At 38.0% G+C, this 25,294-nt stretch carries 22 protein-coding genes; 16 read left to right on the top strand and 6 right to left on the bottom strand.

Annotation, left to right across the window (positions count from 1 at the left end; genetic code table 11):
• Nucleotide 1: 1 nt before the first annotated feature.
• Nucleotides 2–1,576 carry a hypothetical protein gene (locus tag ACH3O9_RS13500; protein ID WP_416441313.1) on the bottom strand — a complete coding sequence of 525 codons (1,575 nt, stop codon included), beginning with the start codon at nt 1,574–1,576 and terminating at the stop codon, nt 2–4.
• Nucleotides 1,577–1,795: 219 nt separating this feature from the next.
• The gene (gene bcp / locus ACH3O9_RS13495; RefSeq protein WP_416441311.1) at nt 1,796–2,248 is read right to left on the bottom strand and encodes a thioredoxin-dependent thiol peroxidase; all 453 of its coding nucleotides are present in this window, start codon (nt 2,246–2,248) and stop codon (nt 1,796–1,798) included.
• 35 nt (nt 2,249–2,283) lie between these two features.
• Between bcp and ACH3O9_RS13490 the strand changes: the two genes are divergently transcribed.
• Nucleotides 2,284–2,946: an endonuclease III domain-containing protein gene (locus tag ACH3O9_RS13490; protein WP_416441309.1), complete on the top strand. Its 663-nt coding sequence runs from the start codon at nt 2,284–2,286 to the stop codon at nt 2,944–2,946.
• Between the two features lie 20 nt (nt 2,947–2,966).
• Here the strand turns inward: ACH3O9_RS13490 and ACH3O9_RS13485 are convergent, their stop codons facing one another.
• Nucleotides 2,967–3,113 carry a hypothetical protein gene (locus tag ACH3O9_RS13485; protein WP_416441307.1) on the bottom strand — a complete coding sequence of 49 codons (147 nt, stop codon included), beginning with the start codon at nt 3,111–3,113 and terminating at the stop codon, nt 2,967–2,969.
• Between the two features lie 59 nt (nt 3,114–3,172).
• Nucleotides 3,173–3,757, bottom strand: a complete 585-nt coding sequence (locus ACH3O9_RS13480) for an RNA polymerase sigma factor (protein ID WP_416441305.1) — start codon at nt 3,755–3,757, stop codon at nt 3,173–3,175.
• A gap of 228 nt (nt 3,758–3,985) precedes the next feature.
• Between ACH3O9_RS13480 and uvrA the strand changes: the two genes are divergently transcribed.
• From uvrA to ACH3O9_RS13410, 14 genes are all read left to right on the top strand, one after another.
• Nucleotides 3,986–6,769 (top strand): excinuclease ABC subunit UvrA, encoded by a 2,784-nt coding sequence (gene uvrA, locus ACH3O9_RS13475; RefSeq protein WP_416441303.1) that lies wholly within the window; start codon nt 3,986–3,988, stop codon nt 6,767–6,769.
• A 216-nt stretch (nt 6,770–6,985) separates the two neighbouring features.
• Nucleotides 6,986–7,525, top strand: a complete 540-nt coding sequence (locus ACH3O9_RS13470) for a hypothetical protein (RefSeq protein WP_416441301.1) — start codon at nt 6,986–6,988, stop codon at nt 7,523–7,525.
• A 147-nt stretch (nt 7,526–7,672) separates the two neighbouring features.
• Complete coding sequence (mnmE, locus tag ACH3O9_RS13465) at nt 7,673–9,109, top strand: tRNA uridine-5-carboxymethylaminomethyl(34) synthesis GTPase MnmE (RefSeq protein ID WP_416441299.1); 1,437 nt, start codon at nt 7,673–7,675, stop codon at nt 9,107–9,109.
• A 222-nt stretch (nt 9,110–9,331) separates the two neighbouring features.
• On the top strand, nt 9,332–10,462 hold the full coding sequence (locus ACH3O9_RS13460; RefSeq protein ID WP_416441297.1) for a site-specific integrase: 1,131 nt from the start codon (nt 9,332–9,334) through the stop codon (nt 10,460–10,462).
• Between the two features lie 271 nt (nt 10,463–10,733).
• The gene (locus ACH3O9_RS13455) at nt 10,734–11,015 is read left to right on the top strand and encodes a helix-turn-helix transcriptional regulator (protein WP_416441295.1); all 282 of its coding nucleotides are present in this window, start codon (nt 10,734–10,736) and stop codon (nt 11,013–11,015) included.
• A 62-nt stretch (nt 11,016–11,077) separates the two neighbouring features.
• Nucleotides 11,078–12,310: a primase-helicase family protein gene (locus ACH3O9_RS13450; protein ID WP_416441293.1), complete on the top strand. Its 1,233-nt coding sequence runs from the start codon at nt 11,078–11,080 to the stop codon at nt 12,308–12,310.
• Between the two features lie 179 nt (nt 12,311–12,489).
• A complete protein-coding gene (locus ACH3O9_RS13445; protein WP_416441291.1) occupies nt 12,490–13,344 on the top strand; it encodes a toprim domain-containing protein in 855 nt (284 codons plus the stop codon).
• 88 nt (nt 13,345–13,432) lie between these two features.
• Complete coding sequence (gene mbpA, locus ACH3O9_RS13440; protein ID WP_416441289.1) at nt 13,433–13,729, top strand: mobilization protein MbpA; 297 nt, start codon at nt 13,433–13,435, stop codon at nt 13,727–13,729.
• Complete coding sequence (locus ACH3O9_RS13435) at nt 13,726–14,553, top strand: relaxase/mobilization nuclease domain-containing protein (RefSeq protein WP_416441287.1); 828 nt, start codon at nt 13,726–13,728, stop codon at nt 14,551–14,553. Before mbpA ends, ACH3O9_RS13435 begins: the two co-directional genes overlap by 4 nt.
• Nucleotides 14,550–14,864 carry a DUF6730 family protein gene (locus ACH3O9_RS13430; protein WP_416441285.1) on the top strand — a complete coding sequence of 105 codons (315 nt, stop codon included), beginning with the start codon at nt 14,550–14,552 and terminating at the stop codon, nt 14,862–14,864. The genes ACH3O9_RS13435 and ACH3O9_RS13430 overlap by 4 nt, the downstream gene beginning before the upstream one ends.
• Before the next feature lie 749 nt (nt 14,865–15,613).
• A complete protein-coding gene (locus tag ACH3O9_RS13425; protein WP_416441283.1) occupies nt 15,614–18,853 on the top strand; it encodes a SusC/RagA family TonB-linked outer membrane protein in 3,240 nt (1,079 codons plus the stop codon).
• Between the two features lie 11 nt (nt 18,854–18,864).
• Nucleotides 18,865–20,604 carry a RagB/SusD family nutrient uptake outer membrane protein gene (locus tag ACH3O9_RS13420; protein WP_416441281.1) on the top strand — a complete coding sequence of 580 codons (1,740 nt, stop codon included), beginning with the start codon at nt 18,865–18,867 and terminating at the stop codon, nt 20,602–20,604.
• A complete protein-coding gene (locus ACH3O9_RS13415; RefSeq protein ID WP_416441279.1) occupies nt 20,604–21,461 on the top strand; it encodes an endonuclease/exonuclease/phosphatase family protein in 858 nt (285 codons plus the stop codon). The genes ACH3O9_RS13420 and ACH3O9_RS13415 overlap by 1 nt, the downstream gene beginning before the upstream one ends.
• A 12-nt stretch (nt 21,462–21,473) precedes the next feature.
• On the top strand, nt 21,474–22,313 hold the full coding sequence (locus ACH3O9_RS13410; RefSeq protein ID WP_416441277.1) for an endonuclease/exonuclease/phosphatase family protein: 840 nt from the start codon (nt 21,474–21,476) through the stop codon (nt 22,311–22,313).
• A gap of 287 nt (nt 22,314–22,600) precedes the next feature.
• On the opposite strand, the gene ACH3O9_RS13405 is transcribed toward ACH3O9_RS13410, so the two are convergent.
• Both ACH3O9_RS13405 and ACH3O9_RS13400 read right to left on the bottom strand, forming a co-directional pair.
• Nucleotides 22,601–23,698 (bottom strand): hypothetical protein, encoded by a 1,098-nt coding sequence (locus ACH3O9_RS13405; protein WP_416441275.1) that lies wholly within the window; start codon nt 23,696–23,698, stop codon nt 22,601–22,603.
• A gap of 2 nt (nt 23,699–23,700) precedes the next feature.
• Complete coding sequence (locus tag ACH3O9_RS13400; RefSeq protein WP_416441273.1) at nt 23,701–24,465, bottom strand: RNA polymerase sigma factor; 765 nt, start codon at nt 24,463–24,465, stop codon at nt 23,701–23,703.
• Nucleotides 24,466–24,679: 214 nt separating this feature from the next.
• Between ACH3O9_RS13400 and ACH3O9_RS13395 the strand changes: the two genes are divergently transcribed.
• Nucleotides 24,680–24,913 (top strand): helix-turn-helix domain-containing protein, encoded by a 234-nt coding sequence (locus tag ACH3O9_RS13395; protein WP_416441271.1) that lies wholly within the window; start codon nt 24,680–24,682, stop codon nt 24,911–24,913.
• The last annotated feature ends 381 nt before the right edge of the window (nt 24,914–25,294 follow it).

Here is a 25,294-nt window from a genome sequence, read left to right as displayed (position 1 = left end):
ATTATCTTGGTAAGCCTTGTAATAAAACGATTTGCCCGCCTTGTCTGTCTTCCTGATCATCTGGTAAACTATGACCGTCTCTGCCTCTAAATGTGTTGTTCTCCCAATAATGCGGTTGAAGATTTAGCATAAAAGTTCCCGGTACTCCTACTTTTTCAGAAACATCTGTAAGCGCCCCAAACTCACCACTGTAACCAGTGCTGCCATTGATTGCAAGGTCTTGTCTTATAACTAATTCAAGAACTACGCCTATGTTATTACCATCTAAATCTGACTGGTAGATATATGCAGCGTGATTTCTTGAGAATGAGTTAGGATCTTCCTGGAAGTATACAAAATTCTCTGTCACACATATATTATCTGGACTTTGTAGAGAGGCAAGATTACCATCCATATTGTTAGTATCTGTATTACCGCTTATCACCTGAGTTAACTTACCAGTAAGTGGTGAATCGTCATCAAGTTCTAGTTTGTAAACTGTACCCCAATCGTTATAAGTACCCTGACCCGGACCTCTTCCTGTTACAGCGAAATAAACATTTTTAGCATTGTCATCAGATCCTTTTTGATAATCTACATCTTCTACTCTCATAAAAGCACTAGCACCTGCAGCTACACAAGCATCTTCCATCTCGCTTACAGTCATAGCTGCCCCATTAGGTATTTCTACAAACTCAACGTCGTATGAAGTTTTAAAATCAAGACTGCTTTCATTATAAATAGTTCCATCTACAACATCTGCAACACCGCCCAGACCATCTGAAATTTGCTTCAGTTTTAAAACGTAGATTTTTCCATTTTCTAAATCGGCATCTCCGTTTTCAGAATAATATAAGATCACCTGACCTTGCGAACCGCTAGAATCATCATCACCTCCTATAATTACAGTTCTGCCTGCATAAGCTCCTTGGGGTAAAGGCACGGCGTTTTCCCAGGAGAATTCACCTAAAGCATCTAAACCAAAGTCTGCAGTTGGCGTAGGATCCATATAAGGATCAATTCCCTTTACATCATAATTAATAGATTCTGAAGCAGATAAGAAAAGATCCTGAGAACCACCGTGAATAGCAGCTTCCCACATAGTACCAGAACATTGACGTGCGATATCTGCAACACCAGAGTTAAGTAACCACTCACCTGTTAATGGTGTAAGATCTTTATCTAGCATAATACGAGATACAGCATATGTGTCTTCTGCATTTACTACATAAATGTAACCATCGCTGTTAGGATCTTTAAGAAGACCAGCACCATCCTGAGCGCCTACCAGTTTAAAATCATTGCTTAATGTGTCTGAAGAACTCAATAAAGAGTAAGCTTTCACATAATTAAATTGAGGCATCATTGCCACTAAAGGATCTAAGTTAGATTTGTTTGAAAAAAGTCCCGGTTCTGGTGTAAAATCAGAGCCATCTTCTCCATCTGCACCGTCCTGACCATCTACGCCATCAGTACCATCTGTACCATCAACGCCGTTTATTCCGTCCATTCCATCTTCTCCATCACAACTGGTAAAAACAGCGCCAATAGACGAAAAAAGAAAAATTTGCAATACAAGTTTTCGTAAAGTATTCATTTCTAATAATATTAAGTTTATAGTTAGTACCACAAATCTATCTCCCGCCTATTGAAAACTCGTTATGTGAATATGGCTGTTTGATTAAATTAAGTTCACCGTTATGTTATAAAGGTTAGGTCATCATTAATAATTAGATTCATTTTTAATAACAATGGTTTTAAACCAAAAAAGAGCCCAATAAAGGCTCTTTTTTTTAAATCTAATATGGCAATGTCGTTACGCTATTATCTGTGCAGCGTGGTCTTTTGTCTTCACTTTGTCTATTACTTTCTCAACCTTGCCGGTCTCATCTATAATAAAGGTAGTGCGGTGAATACCGTCGTACTCTTTACCCATAAATTTTTTGGGCCCCCAAACGCCAAAGGTGTCTATTACCGTTTTATCTTCATCTGCCAGTAATGGAAAAGGAAACTCATATTTCTCTCTAAAACTATTTTGCCTTTTTCGGGAATCTGCGCTCACGCCTAATAATTCATAACCCGCGTCCTGCAATTCTTTATAGTTATCGCGTAAGTTACATGCCTCTGCTGTGCAACCGGGTGTAGACGCCTTAGGATAGAAAAAAACCACCAGCTTCTTGCTTTTATAATCACTTAATGATATGTTATTTCCATCCTGATCTACAGCTGTAAAATCAGGAACCTGATCACCTTCTTTTAATGTATTCATTATATGTATTTTTGTTGTCCTTAAAAGTAAAGAAAATGACCAAGGCCGAGAAGGTTACATTTGTTATTGATACGTTAAAGCGCTTATATCCTCAAATACCTATTCCTTTAGATCATAAAGATCCTTACACGTTGCTTATCGCAGTTTTAATGAGTGCTCAAAGTACAGACGTAAAAGTAAACCAGATTACGCCTCTGCTGTTTGAGGTTGCAGATAATCCTTATGATATGGTAAAATTGTCTGTAGACGAAATAAGAAATATTATAAAACCTGTGGGTCTTTCGCCTATGAAGGCCAAAGGAATTCACGGTCTTTCTCAAATTATTATAGAAAAGTATAATGGGCAGATACCACAAACTATAGAGCAGCTGGAAGAACTACCGGCTGTGGGTCATAAAACGGCAAGTGTTGTGGTTTCTCAGGCTTTTAATATTCCGGCATTTCCTGTAGATACCCATATTCAAAGATTAATGTACAGATGGGGACTAAGCAATGGTAAGAATGTTGTGCAGACAGAAAAAGATGCAAAACGCTTATTTCCAGAATTTATATGGAACGAACTGCATTTGCAAATAATCTGGTACGGCAGGCAATACAGCCCGGCACGCGGGTGGAATCTAAACAAAGATATTATCACAGCCACAATAGGCCGTAAAAGTGTACTGAAAGAATATTATAAAAAAAGTCCGCTAAAATAAATTAGCGGACTTTTCAATAATTAATTGAGAAGGGCTTCAAACTTCCCATACTTATAATCCATAACACTTAAAGCCTTTGAATAATTCAGTAGAAAATCTATTGTTTCTTTTTTAGGTTTCATTTCATCACATTTCTGTGATTGTTTTTCAGAGTAAATGTGTGCCATTTATTACGTTTTTAAAGATAATATACTTCTAAACGCACCTTATGGCATTTTAGTTTACATTAATTTGTTAAAATTATGTTGTGCTTGTCAATTACCTTTCGCAAATTGATTAAGGCATATCTCATTCGGCCTAAAGCCGTATTAATACTTACCCCTGTATTATCTGCAATTTCTTTAAAACTCATCTCTTTATAGATGCGCATTACAAGAACTTCTTTTTGATCTTCTGGTAATTCTTCTATAAGTCTGCGCACATCACATTCTACCTGATCTCTTATGATTTGCTTTTCAGCATTAAGACCAGAATCACTTAAAACTGAAAAAATGCTAAACTCACCAGAGTTATCAAACTTAGGCATGCGATTGTTACGTCTAAAATGGTCAATTACCAGGTTATGAGCAATACGCATTACCCAAGGCAAAAATTTACCTTCTTCATTATAACCACCTCGTTTTAAAGTACGGATGACTTTAATAAAGGTATCCTGAAAAATATCTTCTGTGATATCTTTATCGTAAACTTTTGAGTAAATAAAACTGTAAATACGTTGCTGGTGCCTCGATATCAATTCTGAGAGAGCCTGCTCCTCACCCTGTATGTAGTTACTGACTAGGGTCGCATCAGGTATTAACACATCTTTCATAGTATCACTTTTGTAGGTTTTATGGCTATTGAGCCATGTTTTTTAAATCTAAAAGAGTAATACTATGCTATAGGCGTTGTGATTATGTTAACAATGGGGTAAATATAACAACTTTCATTCCAAATAAAAAAATGGTGTAAACAATTTTAACATTAACAGGACGTTAGGCAAATTCTAAGTTGCGTATCATTCATATAAATTATCTTTGCAGCAGTTTTAATATCTGCTATGAATATAGACGTATCTACCGCAAGTCCCAAAGAGAATATTATTATAAAAGGGGCAAAACTTCATAACCTTAAAAATATAAATACGCTTATACCTCGTAATAAGCTAGTAGTCATTACAGGTCTTTCAGGATCTGGTAAATCAAGTCTTGCATTTGATACTTTATATGCAGAAGGACAACGCCGTTATGTAGAAAGCTTATCTTCTTATGCCAGACAATTTTTAGGCAGATTAAACAAACCTAAAGTTGATTATATAAAAGGTATTGCACCGGCAATTGCCATAGAGCAAAAAGTAAACTCGACTAACCCGCGTTCTACCGTTGGTACATCTACAGAAATATATGATTATTTAAAGTTGCTTTTCGCCAGAATTGGCAAAACATATTCTCCGGTTTCTGGTAACGAAGTAAAAAAAGATACGGTCACAGATGTTGTTAACTACGTAAAATCGTTTGAAGACCGTGAAAAACTGCTCCTTTTGGCACCAATATCGGTTGAAAAAGGCCGAAAAATAGAAGAGAAAATAAACATTCTTTTGCAGCAGGGTTACGCCCGTATCAAGGTCAATAATGATGTGTTACGCATAGATGAAGCAACAAATCTTAAAGACAGTGACACGCTTTACCTGGTTGTAGATCGTATTGTAAAAAGCGATGATGAAGATTTTTATAATAGGCTGGCAGATGCTGTGCAAACCGCTTTCTTTGAAGGTAAAGGCGAAGCCATTATTGAAAAAATGGAAACCGGCGAGCAACGTGTCTTTAGCAATAGTTTTGAGCTTGACGGAATAACTTTTATGGAGCCAAATGTGCACCTTTTCAGTTTTAACAATCCATATGGTGCCTGCCCTACTTGTGAAGGTTATGGCGATGTGATTGGGATTGATGAAGATCTCGTCATTCAGAACACGGCGCTTTCAGTTTACGACAATGCTGTTTTCCCATGGCGTGGCGAGAGCATGAGCTATTATCGGGATCAACTGGTGAACAACGCGTATAAATTTGATTTTCCTATTCACAAACCTTATTTCGAACTTACAGATAAGCAAAAGGAGGTTTTATGGGGTGGAAACCAGTTTTTTGAAGGTATAAACCAGTTTTTTGAGTTCCTTGAATCTAAGTCTTATAAAATTCAGAACCGGGTTATGCTTTCGCGTTACCGCGGAAAAACAAAATGTAAAACCTGTAACGGCAAACGCCTGCGCCAGGAAGCTAATTATGTAAAAGTAGGCGACACTACAATTACAGATCTGGTTACGCTTCCGCTGAATAAAGTAGCAGATTTCTTCTCAAATCTTCAACTCTCAGATTATGACCAGCAGGTTGCAAAACGTTTGCTCATGGAAATTACCAGCAGACTTGAGTTTCTCTCTAAAGTGGGTCTTGATTACCTTACTTTAAACCGAAAATCAAATACACTTTCCGGTGGTGAATCTCAGCGTATAAATCTTGCAACTTCGTTGGGAAGCAGCCTTGTGGGTTCTATGTATATTCTTGATGAGCCTAGCATTGGCCTGCATCCCAAAGACACTGCAAAACTCATTGATGTGCTTCTTGATCTGCGCGATCTGGGTAACACCGTTATTGTTGTAGAACACGACGAAGACATCATGAAAGCCGCAGACGAGATCATAGATATTGGTCCTGAAGCGGGAACTCTGGGTGGCGAAGTAGTAGCTGTAGGAAACTATGAACAGATTTTAAAAAGTGACAGCCTTACGGCGAAATATCTTAATGGCACAGAACAAATCAAAGTACCTGAAAAGCGTCGTGACTATAAATATTATGTAGACATCCTTGGCGCTCGTGAGAATAATCTTAAGAATATTGACGTGCGTTTTCCTTTGGGAATGTTCGTCGCAGTAACCGGAGTTTCAGGAAGTGGTAAAAGTACGCTGGTTAAGAAATTGCTTTATCCCGCCATGCTCAAAGAAACCGGAGGTTATGGGGAGAAAATCGGCCAATTTACAGGTATTGAAGGGAAATATGACCCGATAAAAAGTGTAGAATTTGTGAACCAAAATCCTATTGGTCGCTCTTCCCGTTCTAATCCTGTGACTTATATAAAAGCTTATGATGATATCAGATCGCTTTTCGCAGATCAAAAACTGAGTAAAATTCGCAATTTCAAGACCAAACATTTCTCATTCAACGTAGATGGCGGCCGCTGTGAAACTTGCAAAGGTGAAGGCGAAGTTACCATAGAAATGCAATTCATGGCAGATGTTCATCTGGAGTGTGAGACCTGTAACGGTAAGCGTTTTAAAAAGGAAGTGCTTGAAGTTACTTTTGAAGAAAAGAACATTGATGACGTCTTAAATATGACAATTGATGATGCAATCGCTTTCTTCCATAAACACAAACAAGACAAGATCACGCGTAAATTAAAACCGCTACAAGACGTTGGTCTGGGCTATGTAACTTTAGGACAAAGCTCCTCTACCCTATCTGGCGGCGAGGCGCAGCGTATTAAGTTGGCCTCCTTTCTTGTGAAAGGTACGACAAAAGATAAGGCGCTTTTTATTTTTGACGAACCTACAACAGGACTTCATTTTCACGATATTAAAAAACTACTGGCTTCTTTTGAAGCTTTAATTGAGAAAGGTCATTCTATAATTGTTGTAGAGCATAATCTGGATCTTATAAAATGCGCAGATCATATTATTGATCTTGGTCTTAATGGTGGTGAGACAGGCGGTAATTTAATCGCCGCAGGAACTCCTGAAGAAGTAGCTAAAAACGAAAAATCGTACACCGGAAACTATCTAAAAGAGAAATTTTAGAGCAATTTCGTTCTGAAAATGAAAAAATATTTAGTCTATTTTTCGACCAAAATAACCGATTTTTAGTCTTAAAAACCAGATTTTTAAATTGTAAAATCCAGATTCATCTTAAACTGATAAATCTGGATTTTTATTTTTTGGCACACGCTTTGGAATCTCATTAATACAAACCAGGATAATTTTTTTCAAAAATGGTTATCCGTAAAATTTGTAGTTATGAAAACAAAAGTACTTTATTTAGCAGCCTTGTTTCTTATAGGAGCAGCTGCGCAGGCAAAAACCACTCCTACAGTTCAAAAATCGGTTAATATTGAGGTAAAATCGCATTCTCCTTTTGCTCCAGTAGCGGTTATCGAAAACGGAATCGAATTTCTTATTTACCCTAACGGAACAGTAGATTTTAATATGCCGCGCTCTTCTGTAAATATAGGGCGCAGATCTGTAAAAGAGATACACAGCAATAAATCTGTAGTCATCAATAAAAGAGAAATTTACAGACCGGGTTATGTAAGATATGACCGTGCAGGACGTCTAATACAAGTAGGAAATGTTCCTTTATTTTACAAACAAAACGGAAAGATCGCTCGGGTAGGTAATTCTAATATAAAATACAAAAAAGGCAGAATTGTTCGCATTGGTAATATCAAGATGAACAATAAAATATACAAAGGTGATCACAACGGTCATCATGTAAATATGAAGAAGAAAAGTAAATCATACGTAGAGTACGGTGAGAGAAAACGTAAAAGAGATTAAATCCTGTTGATGGATTAAATTGTTTGATTAGTTTGATTTTTTAGTTGGTTAGTTAGTTGAAAATCCCTTACAGCATGTTCTGTAAGGGATTTTTTAATGCACAATTGTTAGGTAATATCTCATTGCATATTTTGTAATTTTGACCCTATGCAGATACAAGACACAATCACAGCATTAGCAACTCCAGGCGGCGCAGGTGCTATTGCGGTAATACGAGTTTCAGGCCCAGAATCTATCGCGATAGTAGATTCTGTTTTCAAAGCTAAAAGCAATAAGAAACTCATCGGGCAGCCCAGCCACACCTTGCATTTGGGCAATATTGTAGATGGTGCGCGCATTATTGATGAATCTCTTATATCAATTTTTAAAGGAACACGCTCTTACACCGGCGAGCCCACGGTAGAAATCTCATGCCACGGCAGTCATTATATACAGCAGGAAATTTTACAATTGCTTTTGCGAAAAGGATGCCGTGCGGCGAAAGCTGGCGAATTTACCTTACGTGCATTCATCAATGGCAAAATGGACCTCAGCCAGGCGGAAGCTGTTGCAGATCTTATCGCGAGTGATAACGAAGCTTCACACCAACTCGCCATGCAGCAAATGCGAGGAGGTTTTAGCAATGAAATAGCCGTTTTAAGGCAGGAATTACTCGATTTTGCTTCCCTTATAGAACTCGAGCTAGATTTTGCCGAAGAAGATGTAGAGTTCGCTAATCGCGATCAGTTTCAGGAATTGATCACAAAAATCACAAAAGTACTTAAACGTCTCATCGATTCTTTCGCCACCGGCAATGTGCTCAAAAACGGTATTCCTGTTGCCATTGTTGGCGAGCCAAACGTAGGTAAATCTACCTTGCTTAATGCTTTGCTTAACGAAGAACGCGCAATTGTGAGTGATATCGCAGGAACAACACGAGATACGATTGAAGACGAGATATCTATTGATGGTATTGGTTTTCGGTTTATAGACACAGCCGGTATACGCGAAACCGTTGATGTAATTGAAGGATTGGGAATAAAAAAAACTTTCGAAAAAATAAGTCAGGCGCAGGTGGTAGTCTATCTGTTAAATGCCGCCCCCTCATTCTCCGGCAGATCCATAAAAGGGAATGCACTACAAGAATTTCAATTAGAAATTGAAAAGATCAAAAACAGATTTCCGGCAAAACCTTTGCTTATTGTAGCCAATAAAGTTGACCAACTAAGCCCAGAGCAACGTGATCAGTTACAAGAAGATCTGGAAGCCATTTCGAGCAGTAACGAGAAATCACACACATTGCTAATTTCAGCCAAATCAAAAATCGGGGTGGAAGAATTGCAAAATGCTTTGCTCGATTTTGTAAATACTGGCGCGCTACACAATAACGAAACAATCGTAACAAATTCGCGTCATTATGATGCTTTACTCAAAGCGCTACAGGAAATAGAAAAAGTACAAGAAGGAATCAACATCGGCCTTTCTTCAGATTTAATGGCAATCGACATAAGAGAAGCACTATACTTCTTTGGAGAGATCACAGGGCAAGTCACCAATGATGAATTGCTGGGGAATATCTTTGCAAATTTTTGTATTGGAAAATAAACAGAAGATTTTATTTGATTTCAATTAATATCATTTAATATCAAACTTCTTTATTCAAAGGGCTTTTCAGCCCTTTTTTTATTTTTCAATTTTTCTTTAATAAGACTATTATTACTCCTTTTATGTATCTTATATGTACCCCGATGTTAAAATTAAAACTTTGAGGTGCATAATATGTATCTCGAAGAATGATTTTTTTATCTTTATGAAAATTAGTTGGTTATGAAAATAAAACTTCGAAAGAAAAAATTAGCTTCGGGAAAGTATAGCCTCTACCTTGATTATTATAAAGGCAGTGCGTTAGATGAGAATGGAAAGCAAATTCATAATAGAGAGTTCGAATATCTTAAGGAGTATTTGCATATTAATCCAAAAAATGCTTCAGAAAAAAAAGAAAATGAAGAAACTCTATTAAGGGCAGAGCAAATACTATCTATTCGTCGTGCCGAATATGCTCAGGGAAAATATGGAATCAAAGACAGATCCAAGGGTAAACTATTATTTCTCACCTATTATGATAAGGTGAAAGAAGAGCGCTACGAGAGTAAAGGTAATTATGACAATTGGGATGCAGCTCAAAATCACCTTGAGAACTACTGTAAAAACAAGAATGTTACATTTGAGGATTTAGATGAAGAATTTGTACTAGGCTTTAAGAAATACCTAAACAAAAAAGCTAAGACTAAATCGAATACCCTATTATCCCAAAATTCTAAATACTCCTATTACAATAAATTCAAGGCTGCTTTACGCCAAGCCTTTGACGATGGCTATACCAGTCGTAATTACGCCACTACTGTAAAAGGTTTTGCTATGGGCGAGACCACTCGTGAATATCTCACGTATGAAGAATTGCAAAACTTAGTAAAAGCTTACTGCAAACATCAAATACTGAAAAATGCTTTTATATTTAGTTGTCTTACCGGATTGCGCTGGAGTGATATAAATAAACTTACCTGGGATGAAGTACGGGATGAAGAAGACGGCTCCAGACTGGTATTCAAGCAGAAAAAAACTGCCGCGCAAGAATACCAATACTTATCGGAACAGGCACGGAATATTCTAGGTAGCCGAAAGCTTGGAAGCACACGCGTATTTCAAGGTTTGAAATATGGCGCTCACTTTAACGCAGAAATACTCCGTTGGTGCATGCGTGCCGGAATCACCAAACACATTACTTTTCATAGTGCCAGACATACCCATGCTGTACTTTTACTGGAGCACGGAGCAGATATTTATACCGTTTCTAAAATTCTTGGACACAAAGAAATTCGCACCACTCAGATCTATGCTAAAATTGTAGACAACAAGAAAAAAGAAGCGGCCTATTTGATCCCAAAATTGGAAATCTAAAACTTTACCTGTTAATAACTTACGGTAAAGTCGCTCTCACGCGTTTATTTTAGCAGTATTTGTTATGCTCATGAACATGTAAAAATTCTATTTGTAATCATTTGATATGATCTGAAATCAAATGGTATAGAGGCTTGTTTTCTAATTATTTGTGAATAAATACTGCTTTAAAAACAACACTTTAATTAATCATAGCTCTACTTTTAATTTTAGAATTCTAACAAACACAAACAAAGCGCTTTGTTCTCTATTCACTTTAAAATCGAATACGATGAACACTATTGATTTAGACGAAAGGCTGGAGCGAATCGAATCGCTTTTACTAGCTCAGAAAAAAGTACTCACCCTTGATGAAGCCTGTGACTATACAGGTATTTCGCGGAGCTATTTATATAAACTAACTTCAACAGGAAATATCCCACATAGCAAGCCAGGAGGAAAACTTATTTACTTCGATATAGACCTGCTCAATAAATGGCTCCTGAAGAATCAGCGCAAATCTCCTTCGCAGATAAAACAAGAAGCACTAAACTATACCCTAAAGAAACGCTAGGGTCCTTTAAACCCTGATTTTATCCGAATCAGGGTTTCTCTTCACTATTAATACTATCATTTATGAAAGCTATACCCTATAAAAAGGTCGGCACCACCTATTATAAGTTGGTCGCCGCTCCTACTATTGCCGGACATTTTAATGAGTTTCTTGTTCATTGGAATATTGAGACCATCAAACAAGATCACGGAAAAGCCTATCTGAACAAAATACCTAAGTATGATGGGTTTACCTGTATTCCGAATCACATCAATTTTAAACAGGAGTACAAAGGATTTTATAACATCTATTCCCCACTTAGTAAGCTACCCCATGAGGGGGCTTTTGATACTACTACTAAATTTTTAAATCACATATTTGGTAATCAACTACAACTGGGATTGGATTATTTACAGCTTCTTTATACAAAACCAGTTCAGGTTCTCCCTATTCTCTGCCTGGTTTCCAAAGAACGTTCTACCGGTAAAAGCACCTTTCTAAAATGGCTTAAAAGTATATTTGAGAATAACCTCACTTATCTGACCAACGACAGTTTCAGTAGTCAGTTTAATTCCGATTGGGCAAATAAACTGCTCATCTGTATTGATGAAGTACTCTTCAATAAAGAAGAGCTCACCGAACGTATCAAATACCTGAGTACCACAAATATCAATAAGCTGGAAGCTAAAGGAAAAGATAAGCGCGAAGTAGAATTCTTTGGCAAATTTATTCTCTGCAGTAACAATGAAGATAACTTTATAAAGATAGATGCTAATGAAACCCGCTTTTGGGTGTTGAAAGTACCATCAATCAAAAAGGAGCATACCAACTTTTTAGAGCAGCTTATTGCTGAAATCCCGGCTTTCTTATTCTTCCTGTCACACCGAAAGCTAAGTACCACTCACAAAACACGTATGTGGTTTACCCCTGGGCAGATAAAAACTGCTGCGCTTTCCAGACTCGTAAAAAACAATAGAAACCGGGTAGAAAAAGAATTGGCCAGTATCCTTATGGGTGTCTTTGAAAAGTTTGATTTAGAGAAAGTAGATTTTTGTCCGTTAGATGCTTTAAATGCACTGAATAAAACTCGAATCAAAACAGATCTTACACAACTGCGTAAATTATTGAAGGTAGAATGGAAATTGACCAATCAACCCAACTCCAATCAATATCGAAAGTTCGTAATCTGGGCTGATGGTTCTATCAATTTGATAGAGGCTAAAGGCCGCTTCTTTACCGTGAAAAAGGAATTTCTGGACCAAAATTTTGATGAGACGATGACAGATGATGACAATCCCACTGTTTACAAGGGTTGAAGCTGTCATCATTTTATCATCAAACTGTCATCAAAAAAATAAATGATGACAAAAACGAAGCTTAAAAAAGCAAAAATGATGAAACGATGAATTTTTGATGACAGGTTAAGACTACTGTTTATAAGGCTTAACAGGATTTGTCATCAAATCATCATTTTTTTTCTAAAAATAGAACGCAGATGAAAAAAAAAGAAATATCGTGTGAAAGAGCCCGAAAAATCCCCATCGTAGAGGCGCTGGGATTTTTAGGACACTATCCCTCTCGCAATACGGAAAAGGAAGCTTGGTTTCTGAGTCCCCTGCGGTCAGAAACCCAAGCATCCTTTAAAGTATCTAAAAAATTAAACTGCTGGTACGATCACGGATTGGGTAAAGGCGGCAACTGTATCGATCTGGTTTGTGCCCTTTCAAAAGTATCCGTGCGTGATGCATTAGTAATCTTAGCTCAAATCAAAACAGGGAATGACAACCTTTCAATGCAGCAGGAAACTAATTTCAAGGAATCTGGAATTGAAATCAAATACATTAAGCGCATTCAGCATCCAGCTTTATTACAGTATTTGAAGAAACGGAAAATCAGTCTGATTGCAGGGAAGAAATTTTGTAAAGAGGTTCATTATACGATTAATGATAGATATGGTTTCGCCATTGGGCTTAAAAACTATTCTGGAGGATGGGAACTCCGAAATAAATATTTTAAATCGTCCAGCTCTCCAAAAGATCTGACCTGGATCAAAAATGAGTCTCAGAATTTAATGGTTCTGGAAGGTATGTTTGATCTGTTATCGCTGATTACAATCTATCCAAATATAAAACGCGAAGCTGATTTTCTGATTTTAAACTCCATTGCTTTTGCAGATAAAGCACTCCCCTATTATGATCATTATGAAATTGTTGAACTGTATTTGGATAATGATGAAGCTGGAAGAGATACCACAGCTTTCTTCTTGAATTCAACTTCAACTTGTATCGATAAATCGGAGTTCTATAGAGCTGAAAAAGACTTAAATGCCTGGCTAATGAAAACGAATTAAAACTGCTTTCTGGAAAGCAGGGCAAGATGTGTGGCTGTGGCCACAATCTTGCTTTGCTCCCGATGGTTGCAAAGAAAAAATACAAACGATGAAACGAGCACTTATCAAATTCAGATGCAGCGTTTATGAGAAAAAATTGCTGCAGATCAAAGCTAAAGCTGCGGGTTCTTCCTTAAGTGCATTTTGCAGAAATAGCTTAATGGAACAACAAATCACCGAGCGTATGAATGAAGAGCATATGGATACCTATAAAATGCTAGTGAAGTATCACAACAATTTTAAACGGATTGGGAATATGTATAAAAAAGGAAACCCAAAGCTCAGTCAGGAAGTTATTCAGGTCGCTGAAGAAATCAAGAAACATTTAAAAACTATACTCAAATGATTGGCAAAGGAAGTTCCATATCTAGTACCCTTGGCGCTTTAAGATATGGCAATAATCAGGAGAAAGAGGCTGAGCAGGTTTATAGTGATCTAATCGTTGGAGAAACTGCAGAAAAAATCGCTCAGGAATTTAAAGCCGTACAAGAGCTCAATCAAAACTGTGAGCGCAACACCTTGAGCTTTATTTTAAGCCCAACGGTTCGTGATGGAGAAAATCTTAGCAACTGGGAACTTGGAGAACTTACCAAAACCTTTATACAACAAATGAAATTACAGGAGCGCCAGGCAGTGGCTTATGTGCATAGGGATAAAGAGCACACCCACGTGCATCTCTATGTCAATCGTATCGATCTAAATGGTAGGGCATATAACGACAGCTTTATTGGAAAGCAAAGTCAATTAGCAGCGGAGCGCACTGCCAGAGAACTGGGGATTCAAACGGTTAAAGACGTGCAGTATGAAAAGAGTCTGGAGCTGGGTAGGGTTCGAACTGAAATACAAAAAGCACATCATAATGCCATTAGTCAGGATAGAACAATAGATCTGCAGACCTATATCAACAGGATGTGGGAACAGCAGATTAATGTAATTCCGGTAATCAATAAATCCAAACAGCTTCAGGGTTTTCGCTTTGAGTACCAAGGACAAAGTATAAAGGGTAGTGACGTTCACCGTTCGATGTCTGCAAGTAATTTGCTGAAATCAATCAACCGTGCAAAAAGTGTCGCTATATCCGGAAGAAGCGTGCCTATTGCTCCAAGCCTGGCCAAAGCAGTGGCTAAGAAGATCCTAAAAATTGTAATCGATAAAGGTATTGGAATATGACCAAACTGGAACTAATATCAGAACTGCTCGTTGAGGAGCTACACTCCTTTAAGGAAGAAGTAAACCGCTTAGAGATGATTGAAAAAAGCCTTAAAAGCACAGCTATTAAAGCTGACAGTACTCAGATTGAAAAGTTAATCGAAGAGCATCTTAGAAAACTACACATTGATCAAACAGCTCAACATGAAAATCGAAAAGAACTATTGAACAGGATTAAGCACTCTCGAACGATTCCGAATTGGCTGATAGTATTAGTCCTACTTCTTTTTCTTTCACAAGTATTTGCTATTGTTTACCTGCTGCTACGCTAATAGGTGATAAAGGAATTGATTTTTTCTTTCAAAAAAACCTGTCTGTTTTGAAGGCCTTTTTGAAAGAAAAAATAATGGGAAGGGGGCTTAGGTAAAATGATAATTTGGTTTTCCATAAATAGAACATTCAGGGCCATTCAACTGTTTGTTCTAAAGTCTTTATTTTTCACGGAAAAACACGCGCATACCAATAAAATCGATAATTTTATCACGAAAAAGTGATGTGTAATTGTATAAATGAACTCACATCGTTGCATATGCCTGTGACATTTTGTGAGTATCTGAGACCTCACCTCACTTCTGTAAATGCACCCTCTGCAATTAATGGGTATTTAGAAAATCATCAATAGACAAAAAATGCAGTACCTCTTTGTTAGCATAGAACAAATACGCTGAGCTAATTATTATGTTTTATAAAAAAAACGTAGAAGTGGATTAACTTAACTTCTTCAAATCTGACGGTTTGTAAATCTTAGGTTAAGCTTCTTACTAAAACCATTTACTATTTAAATTTTAGTTAAAACTAACTTAATCCAATTGGATGATATAAGCCGTTCTTTTGTCTTGAAAAAGATATCTAACTCCTTAAAGACAATTTTATAAGACACATTTTATGAATTAGCCCAAAAATTTAAAGCCCGTTTCTGATGCAACAGAAACGGGTCATTAAAATTAAAACTACAGTACAAATCCATAGTTCTATTCCGATGAAAAACAAATTACTCCAATTTTTTGAATTGCATACCCTCGTGCCCAAATTTTTGGTCACTTTTACTTTATTACTTTACTCCTCGAGCTTCTTAAACGCCGCTAGTATTCCATTAAGCTCAGGCTCTGAACAACAAAAACTAACAGGAAAGGTTCTTGATAATACGGGAATGCCCTTGCCGGGTGCTTCCATAATGGAAGTAAACACAACCAACGGTGCCTCTTCTGATTTTGACGGTAACTTCGAGCTTAACGTATCTCAATTGCCTGCGGTTATCAAAATATCATATATAGGATTTACAACTCAGGAAATCACCATTGAATCCTTAGCTCCACTTCAAATCCAATTGCAGGCAGATAACAATGCACTAGATGAAGTAGTGGTTGTAGGTTACGGGGAAACCAGTCGTGAAAAACTTTCTACGGCTGTCAGCACGGTCAATACCCAAAACCTGGAGCAACGACCAGTAGCTGATGTTACCTCAAGCCTTCAAGGTCTCAGCCCCGGACTCAACGTTACTCAAAGTACAGGTAAAATAGGAGCAGAACCTCGAATTAATATCAGGGGTTTTACTTCTATTAATGGAGGAACACCGCTGATTCTTATTGATGGTATAGAAGGAAGCTTGAGCAATCTCAATCCTAATGATGTTGAATCCATCAGTGTATTAAAAGATGCCGGAGCAGCAGCAATCTATGGCGCTCGAGGGTCATTTGGTGTCGTCTTAGTGACCACTAAAAATGCTGATAAAGGTAATGTTCAAGTGAATCTGGGAGTGACCACAGCAATCAATTCCCCTACAATGAACACAGATTTCCTTACTGATCCTTTTAAAGCGGTATCTATAGTTGATGAAGCTTTTAGAAACAACAGTGGTGCTTCTTATACAGGCTATACCGAAGAGGATATGCAGGCTCTTTATGAAGTTTCTCAAGATCCTTCCTTGGCACGAGTTATTATAGACCAACGTAACGGCCGAGATCAATATGTTCATTATGGATATACAGACTGGTGGAATACCTTTTTTAGAAAGACCTATCCCACCCAAATTTATAACGCTTCCATTTCCGGAGGTTCCGAAAAAATAAAAGCCTATTTCTCGTATCGTAATTTTCAATCCAAAGGGATCCTGAAAGTTCAAGATGACAGTTACGATAAATACAATTTGCGTGGTAAAATAGATATTAAAGCAACTGACTGGTTATCGTTCTCGAACAATATGCAGTACAACAGCTCTGAAGACTTGGAGCATAGTGGTAGTCAATATGGTAACTACAGTAATCTTTGGGGAAGTTTAATATGGGTACACGCACTCCCTTCTTATGTTCCTGTTAATCCTGATGGGGGTGCTTTATGGCGTACCGAACTGAATAACTATACGATTGGTGATGGTGTTTATGCCGGATTACTACAAGGTACCACAAAACAACAAACCAATAATAATGAGTTTAGTAACATAGCTTCCGTTGAACTTAAGCCTATACAAGGAGTGACCCTGAATGGTAACTACGCGATAAGACGTAATGAGTATAGTAGATTTCAACGTTCCACCCGTATCCCCTACTCTATTTACCCTGAACAGTTGGATCTCATGGGTAATGATTACCTCAATGAGTATCGCACCGAAAGCAAGTATGATGCACTGAACATCTATGGGGAATATAAGGGCTATTTCGAAGATCATACTCTTAAAGCCACCATCGGTTTCAACCAAGAAACTTTTATCACTAAAAGTATCAATGCCAGTAAACAAAATTTGATTTCTAATGACTTGAATTCTTTAGGCCTGGCCACTTCAAATCCTACTGCCTCAGGTAGTGCTTCAGAATGGGCACTGCAAGGTCTATTTTACAGATTATCGTATGACTATAAAGATAAATATGTAGCTGAGTTGAATGGTAGATATGATGCCACTTCACGCTTTCCATCTGCATACCGTTGGGGATTTTTTCCGTCTTTTTCCGGTGCGTGGCTAGTTAATAAAGAGCAATTCTTTGAGGATGCTACCGGCGAAACCTTTGACCTCTTAAAATTCCGTGCCTCATACGGGTCTTTAGGGAATCAAAATATTAATAATTATGCCTATTTCCCGACCTTACCTAATGGATTGTATGACTATGTACTCAATGGAAGTCGTTTAAATTATATCGAATCTCCAGCCTTAAATCCAAGTGAAATTACTTGGGAAAAAGTAAGCACGCTTGATTTTGGAGTTGATGTAGGTTTATTAAACAATCACTTATCTGCTTCTTTCGACTGGTTTCAAAGAGATACCGAAGGTATGCTTTCTCCAGGAGCGACACTTCCCAGTGTTTTAGGAACAGCATCTCCTCTAGAGAATGCAGCTGACTTAAGAACAAAAGGTTTTGAATTGTCTGTAAGTTACAATGACTACTTTGAATTTGCTCAAGATACGTTCAGTTGGTCAGTTACAGCGAACCTATCGAATTCTAAAACCAAGATAACTGACTTTGATAATCCCAACCGCAGTCTTGTAGACTTTTATAAAGGGATGACCATTGGTGAACTTTGGGGATATCGCATCGATGGCCTTTTTCAAACCGAAGAAGAGATTGCCAATCACGCAGATCAGAGTTTTGTATCGAATCGAATTACTTCCGGAGGTGGACTGCAACCAGGTGATGTAAAATATCGAGACCTTGATGGTGATGGATATATAGGAGAAGGTGAAAATACGGTAGACAACCCCGGTGACCGGGAAATAATCGGAAATTCTGCACCGCAATATTTATACAGCTTTTTAGCAAATGCTGACTGGAAAGGATTTGATTTTTCTGTGTTCTTTCAAGGTGTAGGTAAACAAGACTGGTATCCCAATTCTGACTCTCGTATGTTTTGGGGTCCTTACAACAGACCCTACAATTCTTTTATTAGAAAAGATATGGTAGCCGATATGTGGAGCCCTGAAAACACCGATGCCTATTATCCTCGAAATTATGGATATATAGCCCTGGGTGGTTCTTTAGAGAAAGTAAATGATCGCTATTTACAGAGCGTAGCCTACTTGAGACTGAAAAACCTAACCCTAGGATATACCCTTCCTGATGGAATCATATCCAAAACATCAGCCACCAAACTGCGCATTTACTTTAGTGGAGAAAACCTCCTGACTTTCTCTAAGCTAACAGATTATATCGATCCGGAAGCAGCAAGTGCTTCTGTTAATTTAAACAGTCCATCTACCTCTGCAAATCGAGGAACCGCACAAACCAACCCATTTTCAGAAACCTATTCCTTAGGATTATCTCTTAAATTTTAAAAAACATCCTTATGAAATTCAAACATATACTTGCCGGTTTGCTTGTTGCAACCAGCTTCAGTTCGTGCAGTGATGATTTTTTAGACAAGCAACCGCTATCTGAAATTACTGCAGAAACATTTTTCAATACCGCTAGTGACCTTCAACTGTATACAAACGGGTTTTACCGAATGTGGCCCAGTACTTCGATTTATAACGGAGAATCTAGTACCGATAATATTATACAAACTGAATTGAGTGAAGAAATGCGAGGGGCTAGACTTGTACCTACTACCGGAGGTGGTTGGAACTGGGAGTATCTGCGCGATATTAATTTTTTCCTTCAAGAATATGAAAAATCTGATGATGAAGCGGCAAAAGCCCATTACGGGGGTGTGGCTCGTTTTTTTAGAGCGCGCTTTTATTTTGATAAGTTTCAGCGCTTTGGAGCTTTACCTTGGTATGATACCCCTATTGCTCCAGACGATACTGAAGCCCTTACAAAACCTAGAGATTCAAGACAGTATGTTGTAGATAAAATGCTTGAAGATTTAGACTGGGCAATCGAAAACCTCAATGTAGAGCAGAATACCTATGAGGTAACCAAATACACCGCATTGGCTTTAAAATCAAGGATTGGGCTTTATGAGGGTACATATGAAAAATACCGGGGTATTGATGGTTATGAAAAATACCTCGAAGCTTCTGTAGCTGCATCAGAAGAATTGATCGAGAATTCTCCTTATCAGATTTACAGCACGGGCAATCCTGAACAGGATTATCTAGAGCTTTTTAATTCACATGATGCTAATGAAACCGAAGTGATCTTAGCACGTGCCTATTCTGAAGATCTTAATATTGGTCATAATGTGAATTACTACACCACGACAAGTTCTTACGGTCGTCCAGGTATGCCGAAAGACCTTGTAAATAGTTATCTCAATGCTGATGGAACACGTTTTACAGACGCAGTAGGATATAATCAACTATCATTTACTGAAGAAGTACAAAATCGAGATCCTCGTTTAGCACAGACGATTCGCACTCCGGGATACATGCGTAAAGGGCAAAGTATTGAGTTGGCTCCTAATCTCGGCGCTACAGTAACCGGATATCAAATTATAAAGTATGTGACCGAGCCTGTGTATGACACCAATGGTCAGTCTATAACCGACCTCCCGATATATCGTTTTGGTGAAGTGCTTCTAAATTATGCAGAAGCAAAAGCCGAACTAGGTACACTTACACAAGAAGATATAAATAAGTCCATCAATTCATTAAGACAACGGGTTGGAATGCCTGATTTAATGTTGGATACTGCTAATTCAACACCTGATTCATTCATGGCTGCTCAATATCCCGGTGTGACCGGTGCAAACGCTGGTGTTATTTTAGAAATAAGACGCGAGCGCCGTATTGAATTGTATATGGAAAACTTTAGATGGGATGATGTGGTACGCTGGAAAGCCGGTCAAACACTAACGCAACCTATTCGAGGTTTATATTTTTCCGGCCCTGGTGAGTACGACCTTACCGGAGACGGTAGTATCAATGTAGTGCTTTATGAAGGAGACCGTCCAGCAAATCCAGTTAGCGGCGTTCAATATTATAAATTGGGTTCAGATTTTACCTTAGATGAAAATGGGTTGATTGACCCACATCCTGATTTCAATGGCAGAACCTTCGATGAAAATAAGGATTATCTATATCCTATACCTCGTATAGAATTACAACTCAATCCTAATCTTGAACAAAACCCCGGTTGGAAATAATGAAAAAAATAATTTTTATGGTATTTGCACTGCTGACGATCAGCAGTGCAAATTCTCAGGAAAACAAAAAGGAACTGATTATATGCTCATTCAATGTGCGGTATAACAGTGCAGACGATGGAATCAATGTATGGGAAAACCGTAAGGATTGGCTTACCCACAGTATCCGATTCTATCAAGCAGATCTTATTGGCACACAAGAAGTCACGCATACCCAGCTTTTAGATATGCAACAGCTTCTTCCTAATTATGCATATGTAGGCATTGGTCGGGAAGGCGATACCGAAGGAGAATACTCTGCTATTTTTTATAAAAAAGATCGTTTTGAAGTTGTGGATAGTAATACCTTTTGGCTTTCTGAAACTCCAAACGTAGTCGCTTCTAAAGGTTGGGACGCAGCTTTGCCTCGTATTGTAACCTGGGCCTTATTTAAGGATAAACAATCAGGAATTACATTCTATCATTTCAATACACATTTTGATCATCGTGGTAAACAAGCTCGAATTGAAAGTGCAGCGCTACTTTCTGAAAAAATAGAAGAAATCGCAGGTGTATCAGCAGTTTTATTAACCGGCGATTTTAATAGTTCGCCGAATAGTGAAGCTATTGATACGCTATTGAAAAATGGATTGAAGGATCCGTATCTTAGCCTTGATTCTGATCAGGTATATGGTCCTGAATACAGCGCTAATGGATGGGACGCAGAAGGCAGAACCTCAGAAAATCGGATAGATTACGTTTTTTATAAAGGCGCGGTGCAACCCTTGACTTTACAAATTTTAGATGGCCAACGCGGACAACGCTTTATATCAGATCATTTTCCCGTAATCGCTAAAGTTGAACTTTCAGTTAACTAGTTGTTTAGAATTATGCACGAACATAAAACCGTGAATCAACCATTGACAAAAGGGATTATCATGATGATGATCCTTTTTTTATCAGGTTATCAAATGTTTTCACAAGACACCTTAACCTCTAATTCCGAGGATGCTTCAAATGAGCTGAAGGTCTTAAGCTATAATATTCATCACGCAAACCCACCTATTCGTAAGGATAGTATAGATCTGTCCGCAATCATTCAAGTAATTAAAGATAGCGATGCAGATCTGGTTGCCTTACAAGAAGTAGATTCCAATACTGATCGTTCTGGATTAGGAAACCAGGCACAACAGATTGGTGATGCCTTAGGTATGCAGGTGTTTTTTGGTAAAGCCATAGATTTTCAAAACGGAGCATACGGCGTTGCAATTCTATCTCGTTTCCCTATCTTAAAATCTAAGGTTTATAAACTCCCTTCAAAGCCTGAAACACAAGGAGAGCCTCGAGTTTTAGCTATGTCTTTAATACAATTACCTGATGATCGTTCCATCTGGTTTGCAAGTACACATTTAGATTCTCAAAAGGAGGATACGAACCGTTTGTTACAAATAGAGGAACTATTGAACATTACAAATAATATAAACCTACCTGTGCTAGTGGCCGGGGATTTTAATGCTGTTGAAAACAGTGCAGTAATTGCATCTTTGGATAACCTATTTACGAGAACCTGCACCTCTTGTCCACCCACAATACCGGTACAAAATCCCACAAAGGCTATTGATTATATAGCTTTTAAACCGAAGTCTTTTTTTAAGATTAAAAGCCATATCGTTATCGATGAAAAATATGCCTCAGATCATCTACCTGTATTAAGCATTCTTCAATGGTAAAATGTAATAAACCATGCTTTGGATGTCTAACTCATGCCATTGTATATATCTTAGTATCACTTAGTGAGTGCATATGCCTTACCGTAGGTGTGTACAAGCACCCTCCGCCCCTAAGGCAATTAAAAGTTTATTGCTTTATTTAGTTCATCAGCACTGATTCTTGATTGATTTAATAAGTAAGCCCACGCCGTTGTACATGCCTCGTGGCATTTAGTGAGTATCTGAGATCTCACTTTACGGGTGTACAAGCACCCTCAGACCCTAAGGGTCATTTATGAGTTTACCCATCAATCGACGAGCAGTTCAACACCTGCTTTCTCGGCCTTGTATTCTATTTTTTTGGTCAATTCGTAATAGTTCCAGTTTCTAAGGACGAATGGTTGTTCTTGTGCTGCATCGATCTTGGCTTCCTGGTTCAGAAGAATCAGCGTTCCTGCCTGGTGTTTTAAACAAAAGTCTATGAGTTTTCTGCTGTACACGTGCAAGCGCTGATTCACATAATTGATTTCCTTTTCCCGAAACTTATCTACAGCTTTGAGTTTGCGTTTACGACCGTGACCACCTCTAGAATGTACAGATCCTATTAAAGCGCGTTTACGTGCTGCCTGAATAGCTAGTCTACGGTATAAAAACTCTTCTTTTGTTCCTATGGTCATTCGATTGCTACCAATCTTGACGGTAATGGGATATTCTAAAGACAAAGAAGCTTCGGCTACTACCTGAGGTTTTAAAGAGTGCTGTTCTTGTTCGACATCAAAAACTGCCAACCAAAAGATCTTCCCGTCTTTGAGCTTGATTTCTGAGGTGCGCAATCGGGTTTCTCCTTTTAGTACCCGGTGCAATAAACTGCGCTTATCTGAGAAGTCTCGCCCTAAATAAGTACAAAAGGGAATTTGAAACAACCGGAAACAAAAGGCACCTCGATCTTCGTCATATTTAAATCCCCACATACAACGTGGAGCAAAGGGAAAGCCAATGTCCCGTCTGAAATTTTTAAGAGAGCGCTCCCCGCTCCAATACTTTGGTCTATCTTTATTAAAAGAGCTTTCCAAATTCTTGTTTAAACTGGATAAAATATCGGTAGGAATTTGACCTTTAAACCTATCCGATATCACCCGATAGGTGCTGTTGATTCGGGAGCGGTTTAAGATACCGTTTTCGTGCTTCTTGACATCGGCAAGCTTGTATTGTATGTCTTCCGTAAAGTAAAAAAATTCCTTTATCATTTCTTGGCAATACAGGTGAGTTACGATGATGTTTGCGGCTTTAAAGCAGCAGTATTGCCAGTCGTAGAGTTTGGCCATAGCCTCTTTGCGTGCTTCATAATCCGGCAGGTCTATAATGAGCTGAATCTTTCGGGTAAGGCTTAGGGTTTTCGTTTTCATAATCAGGCGGATTTTAAATGCTGTTCATGGTTTTCCTGCAGAAACTGATAGGCTGTGGTAAAAGCGCGGTGCACTTCTTTTTGAGATAAGTTCAGCTCGGCAGCAATGGCTGCAAATGAGTATTGCTGTTCACAGCGTAATTCAAATATCCGGGCTTCCTGTTTAGTTATTTCAACCAGAGGTTTCGATTGCTCTTCTTCTGTTTCATCTGTTTTCAGGATGTAACCCTGATTGAGGATAGTTTTGATCTCGGCAATAGTTTTTTCCATGGTATTACGTGCCTCCGTGATGCTAATGCCTAGCTGCTCTGAAAGGGTTTTGTATTTAAAGCCGTATTGAAAGCAGAGTTCAATAAGGCGTTTACGTTGGGTGCCCAAAAGCGGTAGTATACTGACTACCTGATCATAATCCTTCTGTTTTTTTTCTTGATCTAAAAGGTGATGATCGATAGCTGTGGGATCAAAACCCAGTATATATTCCTGATAATTGGCAAAATTATCTAAGGAGTGACAATTCCTGTCGAACTTATTTTTGGGACGGGCATAATACCACTTGCATTCATTGGTTATCACAGCGTACAGGAAATTGACCAAATGCTGAGGTGACTCTATCAATTCGCGTTTTTCCCATAGGATAAGAAAGGTGTCCTGTACTAAAGTCTCCACCACAAAAGCGTCTTTAATTAAACTCCTGCCCATCCAGAAGATCTGCCGATGATATTGTGTATAAATGGTTTTAAAGACGCTTGGGCAACCTTGTTTGAACAATTCAAAATGTGTTTCACTTTTTGAGCACATACTTAATCCCGTTATTAATATAGATTGGCCATTAAGGTTTAATAGGATAATGGCACCCCTTGACTAGAATTGCTTATAATTTTCTAGCATTTCACCAAATATAGTAAAAATAACATAATAATGGTACATGTACCTTTGTTAAGTGATTCATTATTTTACTTCTTGTACCTTGTAAGAAGGAACTGTGCTAAGTAAAGTAGAAGCTTATATTATTGATAAGGTTAAAGAAAAAAGGAAGGAGAGAAACCTATCTCAAATTGCTCTATCCCAGAAGTTGGGAATGAGCGATAGTTTTATTTCTCATGTAGAATCTACTTCCCGAAGAGCAAAATATAATCTTAATCATCTTAATGCTATTGCTCAAATACTCCAATGTTCTCCAAAAGACTTTTGGCCGGACAAACCTATAATGAATTAAAATATACGTTTTAAGTGTTTTTATAGCGTTTATTATAACGTAAAGCTTCAGTCCTTATACTCCCACCATACTCTATCTAGGCTTTATCCACGGGTGAATCTAGAGACGGATCTTTACCCGAATGAATGTATCTTATAATTTCTTAAAACAATATTTGAAGAAATGCCAATAAAGGATTTGAGAAAGGAAATTGTATTGGGTTGGATGACCCAGATAGTTCAATGACTATGGATCAAATTATTGAATCTAAAATAGGAACCGCAATTTAAAATTCTTGCGTAATAACAAAAAATAACGTCAAATAACACCATCAAATCTGAAAAGCATGATTGATAATTCTATTTAGCATTATCGATATCTTTTAAAGCAGCTGCAAAAACG

Source organism: Leeuwenhoekiella sp. A16 (assembly GCF_047946675.1).
Lineage (GTDB): Bacteria > Bacteroidota > Bacteroidia > Flavobacteriales > Flavobacteriaceae > Leeuwenhoekiella.
Note: the sequence above shows the minus strand (reverse complement) of the source record. Positions and strands in the feature narration are given on the sequence as shown.

What these genes read in the sequence shown, in the direction of transcription:
- ACH3O9_RS13455 (WP_416441295.1), top strand. Translation starts at nt 10,734, where the DNA reads ATGAACACTATTGATTTAGACGAAAGGCTGGAGCGAATCGAATCGCTT.
- ACH3O9_RS13480 (WP_416441305.1), bottom strand. Translation starts at nt 3,757, where the DNA reads ATGAAAGATGTGTTAATACCTGATGCGACCCTAGTCAGTAACTACATA.
- ACH3O9_RS13445 (WP_416441291.1), top strand. Translation starts at nt 12,490, where the DNA reads ATGAAAAAAAAAGAAATATCGTGTGAAAGAGCCCGAAAAATCCCCATC.
- ACH3O9_RS13415 (WP_416441279.1), top strand. Translation starts at nt 20,604, where the DNA reads ATGAAAAAAATAATTTTTATGGTATTTGCACTGCTGACGATCAGCAGT.
- mnmE (WP_416441299.1), top strand. Translation starts at nt 7,673, where the DNA reads ATGCAGATACAAGACACAATCACAGCATTAGCAACTCCAGGCGGCGCA.
- ACH3O9_RS13405 (WP_416441275.1), bottom strand. Translation starts at nt 23,698, where the DNA reads ATGAAAACGAAAACCCTAAGCCTTACCCGAAAGATTCAGCTCATTATA.
- ACH3O9_RS13410 (WP_416441277.1), top strand. Translation starts at nt 21,474, where the DNA reads ATGCACGAACATAAAACCGTGAATCAACCATTGACAAAAGGGATTATC.
- ACH3O9_RS13485 (WP_416441307.1), bottom strand. Translation starts at nt 3,113, where the DNA reads ATGGCACACATTTACTCTGAAAAACAATCACAGAAATGTGATGAAATG.
- ACH3O9_RS13450 (WP_416441293.1), top strand. Translation starts at nt 11,078, where the DNA reads ATGAAAGCTATACCCTATAAAAAGGTCGGCACCACCTATTATAAGTTG.
- ACH3O9_RS13470 (WP_416441301.1), top strand. Translation starts at nt 6,986, where the DNA reads ATGAAAACAAAAGTACTTTATTTAGCAGCCTTGTTTCTTATAGGAGCA.
- mbpA (WP_416441289.1), top strand. Translation starts at nt 13,433, where the DNA reads ATGAAACGAGCACTTATCAAATTCAGATGCAGCGTTTATGAGAAAAAA.
- ACH3O9_RS13500 (WP_416441313.1), bottom strand. Translation starts at nt 1,576, where the DNA reads ATGAATACTTTACGAAAACTTGTATTGCAAATTTTTCTTTTTTCGTCT.
- ACH3O9_RS13435 (WP_416441287.1), top strand. Translation starts at nt 13,726, where the DNA reads ATGATTGGCAAAGGAAGTTCCATATCTAGTACCCTTGGCGCTTTAAGA.
- ACH3O9_RS13430 (WP_416441285.1), top strand. Translation starts at nt 14,550, where the DNA reads ATGACCAAACTGGAACTAATATCAGAACTGCTCGTTGAGGAGCTACAC.
- uvrA (WP_416441303.1), top strand. Translation starts at nt 3,986, where the DNA reads ATGAATATAGACGTATCTACCGCAAGTCCCAAAGAGAATATTATTATA.
- ACH3O9_RS13460 (WP_416441297.1), top strand. Translation starts at nt 9,332, where the DNA reads ATGAAAATAAAACTTCGAAAGAAAAAATTAGCTTCGGGAAAGTATAGC.
- ACH3O9_RS13420 (WP_416441281.1), top strand. Translation starts at nt 18,865, where the DNA reads ATGAAATTCAAACATATACTTGCCGGTTTGCTTGTTGCAACCAGCTTC.
- ACH3O9_RS13490 (WP_416441309.1), top strand. Translation starts at nt 2,284, where the DNA reads ATGACCAAGGCCGAGAAGGTTACATTTGTTATTGATACGTTAAAGCGC.
- bcp (WP_416441311.1), bottom strand. Translation starts at nt 2,248, where the DNA reads ATGAATACATTAAAAGAAGGTGATCAGGTTCCTGATTTTACAGCTGTA.